Raw genomic sequence first — 5673 nt, 5'->3', positions numbered from 1 at the left:
CCTTCACAGCGTTGAGCGCTGTGAAGGAGGCCTTCACGGCTTTGATGGGGTTCTTCGGGGGCGCGGCGTGTGCCCGAGGGACGCCCTGGCGCGTTGGCTGCGACGGGGGCGTCCCTCGGTGAGCTGAACGCACCGAGGGCGTCCCTCGGCACATCCGGGTCCGGCGCGCGTGTCCTGAACGACGCGTTCGAGACGTTCAAGGTCCTGAACGGAGCGTTCGGGACATACTCGGCCGGGAGCCGGGAGCCGGGAGCCGGGAGCCGGGAGCCGGGAGCCGGGAGCCGGGAGCCGGGAGCCGGGCCTGGCCGCGCGATGCACTGAAGGCGCCCTTCACCGCGCTGGATGCACCGAAGGCGCCCTTCAACTCGTCCAACGCACCGAAAGCGTCCTTCAGCACCCCGCCGGTCGATCACACACTGCGATCAACGCCCGCCGCAGGGTGACTCCGATGCCACAGCGAGACCTCCTGAGCCCCACCAGTACCGGCGAACGCCGCCCCGCGCACTACCCGGCGCCGCGTCAAGACTCCGTATGTGGGACTGGTCATGTCTCCTACCTGTGACTTTGTGCCTGCGTTCACAAGTGGACTACCGTAGGCACATCGCCTCCGCGCGGCCCGGCATCAAACCGGACTCCCGCCGCCGGGTCAAGAGCCAGTTTCGTACGGTTGTGGCGATGGCCGGAGCGGTACCGGACGCGCGGTCGGGAATTCGCGGTGAACAGGAGTGCCAGCGTGGTGACACAGCGGGGGCGTGGTGACGGGTCTACGCCACCCCGGGCGTCCCGCCGCCGGGACAGCCGCAACGGCCGGGCCACCCCCGACGCCGACAACGCGCCCACCGCCGAAATGCCCGCCGTACCCGGCGACGACGGCGCCAATGGCACCAACGGCAACGGTGGTGAAGGCGGCGAGGCCAGGGCGAAGTCGATCCCCGAGGCCGCGGTCGCGCGGCTCGCGGTGTACCTGCGGGTCCTTTCCGGACTGGCCGAGCAGGGCGCGACGACGGTGTCCAGTGAAGAACTCTCGCAGGCCGCCGGGGTCAACTCGGCGAAGCTGCGCAAGGATCTCTCCTACCTCGGCTCCTACGGCACCCGCGGCGTCGGCTACGACGTGCAGGTCCTGGTGAGCCAGATCGAGCGCATCCTCGGCCTGACGCGCAAGCACCGCGTCGCCGTGGTCGGGATCGGTAACCTCGGCCACGCGCTGGCCAACTACGGCGGGTTCCCCGGCCGCGGTTTCCCGGTGGAAGCGCTGTTCGACCTCGACCCGGACCTGATCGGCGTGCCGGTCGGCGGGCTGCCGGTGTCGCATCTGGACGAGATCCCGCAGGTCTGCGCCGAGCGGCAGATCTCGATCGGCGTGATCGCGACGCCGCCGACCGCCGCGCAGTCGGTGTGCGATCTGCTGGTCGCGGGCGGCGTCCAGTGCATCCTGAACTTCGCGCCGGTGGTGCTGCAGGTGCCGCCGCACATCGAGGTCCGCAAGGTCGATCTGGCGGTCGAGTTGCAGATCCTCTCCTTCCACGTCGCCCGGCGAGCCGACCTCGCCCCGGGCAGCGGCACGGCGGGCGGTGACGGCCGTAACGGAGAACCGGGGGCTCGCCCCAGTGCCGACAATGGCAAGGCTGGTGCACTCTCAAGGGGGAAGAGTGCTTCGGGTAATGGGCGCGCCGGGACGGACGGCGGGCGGGGAATGGTGGTGCGCTGATGAGCGTGTTGGCAGTCGGGCTTTCCCATCGCAGCGCGGAGCTGAGCACGCTCGAGCGGGCCGCGGTGCCCGCGCACGAGGTGGTCAAGGTCCTGCACGAGCTGCAGCAGGCCGACCACGTCAGTGAGGCGATGCTGGTTTCGACCTGCAACCGGATCGAGGTCTACGCGGTCGTCGAGACGTTCCACGGTGGCCTCAACGACATCTCCGACGTCCTGGCCCGCCAGGCCGGGATGGAGCCCGCCGACCTGTACGACAGCCTGTACGTGCACTACGCGGGCGCCGCGATCGAGCACATCTTCTCGGTGGCCTCGGGGCTGGACTCGATGGTCGTCGGCGAGACGCAGATCCTCGGCCAGGTCCGTTCGTCCTACGCCACCGCGCGTGAGGCGGGTACGGTCGGCCGCACCCTGCACGAATTGGTCCAGACCACGCTGCGGGTCGGGAAGCGCGTGCACTCCGAGACCGGCCTGGACGCGCTCGGCGCGTCGGTGGTCTCCGAGGCGCTGGCCGCCGCGGGCGAGATCGAGGGCAAGCACGCGCTGATCGTCGGCGCCGGTTCGATGGGCGCGCTCACCGCGTCCCAGCTGCGCAAGGGCGGCATCGGCGAGATCACCGTGGCCAACCGCACCGAGGCCAACGCCCAGCGCCTCGCCGCGTCCGTCACCGAGGCCGGTGTGCAAGCCCGCTCGGTGCCGCTGGCCGACGTCCGGCGCGCGGTCGAGCTGGCCGACGTCGTGATCTGCTGCACCGGCGCGCAGGACGCCGTGTTCACGCCCGAGCACGTCACGCCCCGGGACGGCCGTGTGCTGGTCGTCTGCGATCTCGGCCTGCCGAGGGACGTCGACGCCGCGGTGGGTGAGCTGGCCTCGGTCACCGTGGTGGACCTGGAGACCATCCAGCGCCGCATGCGGGAAGCGGGCACCCCGACCACCGAGAAGCAGACCGCGAAGGCCACCGGCATCGTGCTCGACGAGGTGCGCGACTACCTCGCCGGACAGCGCAGTGCCGAGGTCACCCCGACCGTGACCGCGCTGCGCCGCCGCGCGGCCGAGGTCGTCGACGCGGAGCTGCTGCGGCTGGACAACCGGCTGCCCGACCTCGATTCGGGTGTCCGCGAGGAGGTCGGCCGCACGGTCCGCCGGGTGGTCGACAAGCTGCTGCACGCGCCGACGGTGCGGGTCAAGCAGCTGGCCGCCGAGACGGCCGACACCGACTACGCCAACGCGTTGCGCGAGCTGTTCTGCCTCGACCCGCAGGCCCCTGCGGCGGTGGCACGCCCGACCGCGCAGCAACCACCAGGGAAGAACCAGTAAGTGACCAGAGTCATCCGCATCGGGACGCGCGGCAGCAAGCTGGCGCTCGCGCAGACCGGGACCGTCGCCGAAACGCTCCGCAAGGCGGGCGCCGAGGTCGAGATCGTCACCGTCACCACGCCCGGCGACCAGTCGTCGGCGCCGATCCCGCAGATCGGCGTCGGGGTGTTCACCTCCGCGCTGCGGGAGGCGCTGCTGCGCGAAGAGGTCGACGTCGTCGTGCACTCCTGCAAGGACCTGCCGACCGCGCCCGAGCCCGGGATTACCCTCGCCGCGATCCCGCCGCGCGAGGACCCGCGCGACGCGCTGATCGCCCGTGACGGGCTCACCCTCGGCGAGCTGCCGCCGGGTTCGACGGTCGGCACCGGGGCGCCGCGGCGCACCGCGCAGCTGCGCGCGCTCGGGCTCGGTTTGGAAATCGTGCCGATCCGAGGCAATATCGACACCCGCATGCGCAAGGTCACCGACGGCGAGCTGGATGCCGTGGTGCTCGCGCGTGCCGGCCTGGTGCGTATCGGGCGGGGCGGGGCGATCACCGAGACCCTCGACCCGATCCAGCTGCTGCCCGCCCCCGCGCAGGGGGCGCTGGCGGTGGAGTGCCGGGACGGTGACGTGGACGTCGAGCGACTGCTTTCGTCCACAGTGGACGATGAGGGCACGCGGGCCGCGGTGACGGCCGAACGGGCCATGCTGGCCGCGCTCGAAGCCGGGTGCACCGCTCCGGTGGGTGCGCTCGCCGAGATCGTCGAGGACCTCGACGCCGAGGGCGCGGTCGTGGAACGGATCTCGCTTCGCGGCACCGCGGCCGTCGAGGACGAGAACGGGTCGGTGGACATGTTGCGTGCCTCGGTGCTCGGCGACAAGGCCGAGGCCGCGCAGCTGGGCCGGACGCTGGCGGCCGAGCTGCTGGACCTGGGTGCCGGAGCGCTGCGCGGCACCGCGCACTGACCGACCCCGAGAGAACGACCAGCTGTACTGGAGAACTGCGGCCGTGCCCGAGCGCGCACGGCCGTCCAATGAGGAGAAACGCACAGATGACCCCCGCGCGTAAGACCACCGGGCGCGTCGCCTTCGTGGGCTCGGGCCCCGGTGACGCAGGACTGCTCACCGTCCGGGCCCAGGAACTGCTGGCCAAGGCCGAGGTCGTGGTGACCGACCCCGACGTCCCGGCCGGAGTGCTGGCCTTCGCCGCCGAAGGTGCCGAGGTACGCCCGGCCGTCGGCGAGGCGGCCGACGTCGCCAAGGACCTGACCACCGAGGCGAAGGCCGGGCGGCTGGTCCTGCGCCTGATCGCCGGTGACCCGCTGACCAGCCCGGCCGTGGTGGCCGAGGTCCAGGCCGTCGCGCGCACCAGCGCCGTGTTCGACGTCATCCCCGGCGTCTCGCCGAGCGCCGCCGTCCCGGCCTATGCGGGGATCGCGCTGGGCGGCACGCACACCGAGGTCGATGTCCGCGGTGACGTCGACTGGGGCGCGCTGGCCGCCGCGCCCGGCCCGCTCGTGCTGCACGCGACGTCGAGCCACCTGGCCGAAGCGGCGTCCGCGCTGGTCGAGAAGGGCCAGGCCGCGAGCACCCCGGTCGCGGTGACCGCGAACGGCACCATCAACACCCAGCGCACGCTGGACACCACCCTGGAGAAGCTCGCGGCCGACGCCGGCGAGCTGGTCGGCCCGCTGATCGTCACGATCGGCCAGGCCGCGGGGCAGCGATCGAAGCTGTCGTGGTGGGAGTCGCGCGCGCTGTACGGCTGGAAGGTCCTGGTGCCGCGCACCAAGGAGCAGGCGGGCGAGATGGCCGAGCGGCTGCGCGGCCACGGCGCGACCTCGCACGAGGTGCCGACCATCTCCGTCGAGCCGCCGCGCAGCCCGGCGCAGATGGAGCGTTCGGTCAAGGGCCTCGTCGACGGCCGCTACCAGTGGATCGTGTTCACCTCGACCAACGCCGTCCGCGCGGTGTGGGAGAAGTTCGAGGAGTTCGGCCTGGACGCCCGCGCGTTCTCCGGCGTGAAGATCGCCTGCGTCGGTGAGTCGACCGCGGCGAAGGTGCGTTCGTTCGGCATCATCCCCGAGCTGGTGCCCGAGGGCGAGCAGTCCAGCGAGGGCCTGCTCGCCGAGTTCCCGCCGTACGACGACGTCCTCGACCCGGTCGACCGCGTGCTGCTGCCGCGGGCCGACATCGCCACCGAGACGCTGTCCGCCGGGCTGCGCGACCGCGGCTGGGAGATCGACGACGTGACGGCCTACCGGACCGTCCGCGCCGCCCCGCCGCCCGCCGAGACCCGCGAGATGATCAAGACCGGCGGCTTCGACGCGGTGTGCTTCACCTCGTCTTCGACCGTGCGGAACCTGGTCGGCATCGCGGGCAAGCCGCACGCGCGCACCCTCGTCGCGTGCATCGGCCCGAAGACCGCGGAGACCGCCGTGGAGTTCGGGTTGCGGGTCGACGTCCAGCCGGAGAAGGCCGACGTCCCGCACCTGGTCGACGCGCTCGCCGCGCACGCCGCGAAACTGCGTGCCGAGGGCGCGCTGCCGCCGCCGCGCAAGGCCAAGCGCGCCCGCCGCAGCTGAGTTCGTGAGCTGAAGGGGACTTTCCTCGCCTCACACGCGAGGAAAAGAGCCGTCAGCCGAACGGGGGGTGGGGCGAGATGGC

At 72.1% G+C, this 5673-nt stretch carries 4 protein-coding genes; all 4 read left to right on the top strand.

Features of this window, described 5'->3' with window-relative positions; all coding sequences use genetic code 11:
* The first annotated feature begins 733 nt into the window (after positions 1 to 733).
* Positions 734 to 1708, top strand: a complete 975-nt coding sequence (locus ACFWY9_RS33180) for a redox-sensing transcriptional repressor Rex (RefSeq protein WP_378340706.1) — start codon at positions 734 to 736, stop codon at positions 1706 to 1708.
* Positions 1708 to 3024, top strand: coding sequence for a glutamyl-tRNA reductase (locus tag ACFWY9_RS33175; protein WP_378323641.1), 1317 nt, complete (start codon positions 1708 to 1710; stop codon positions 3022 to 3024). The genes ACFWY9_RS33180 and ACFWY9_RS33175 overlap by 1 nt, the downstream gene beginning before the upstream one ends.
* Positions 3025 to 3972, top strand: coding sequence for a hydroxymethylbilane synthase (hemC, locus tag ACFWY9_RS33170; protein WP_378340705.1), 948 nt, complete (start codon positions 3025 to 3027; stop codon positions 3970 to 3972).
* Positions 3973 to 4058: 86 nt separating this feature from the next.
* Positions 4059 to 5591, top strand: a complete 1533-nt coding sequence (locus ACFWY9_RS33165) for a uroporphyrinogen-III synthase (protein WP_378323639.1) — start codon at positions 4059 to 4061, stop codon at positions 5589 to 5591.
* Positions 5592 to 5673 lie beyond the last annotated feature (82 nt).

The sequence above is a fragment of the Amycolatopsis sp. NPDC059027 genome (assembly GCF_042739735.1).
In the GTDB taxonomy this organism is placed as follows: domain Bacteria; phylum Actinomycetota; class Actinomycetes; order Mycobacteriales; family Pseudonocardiaceae; genus Amycolatopsis.
The sequence above is the reverse complement of the archived record's forward strand: the minus strand, read 5'-3'. Positions and strand labels throughout refer to the sequence as shown.

Excerpts from the sequence above, each read along its gene's own strand:
- ACFWY9_RS33175 (WP_378323641.1), top strand. The coding sequence starts at position 1,708 with ATGAGCGTGTTGGCAGTCGGGCTTTCCCATCGCAGCGCGGAGCTGAGC.
- ACFWY9_RS33165 (WP_378323639.1), top strand. The coding sequence starts at position 4,059 with ATGACCCCCGCGCGTAAGACCACCGGGCGCGTCGCCTTCGTGGGCTCG.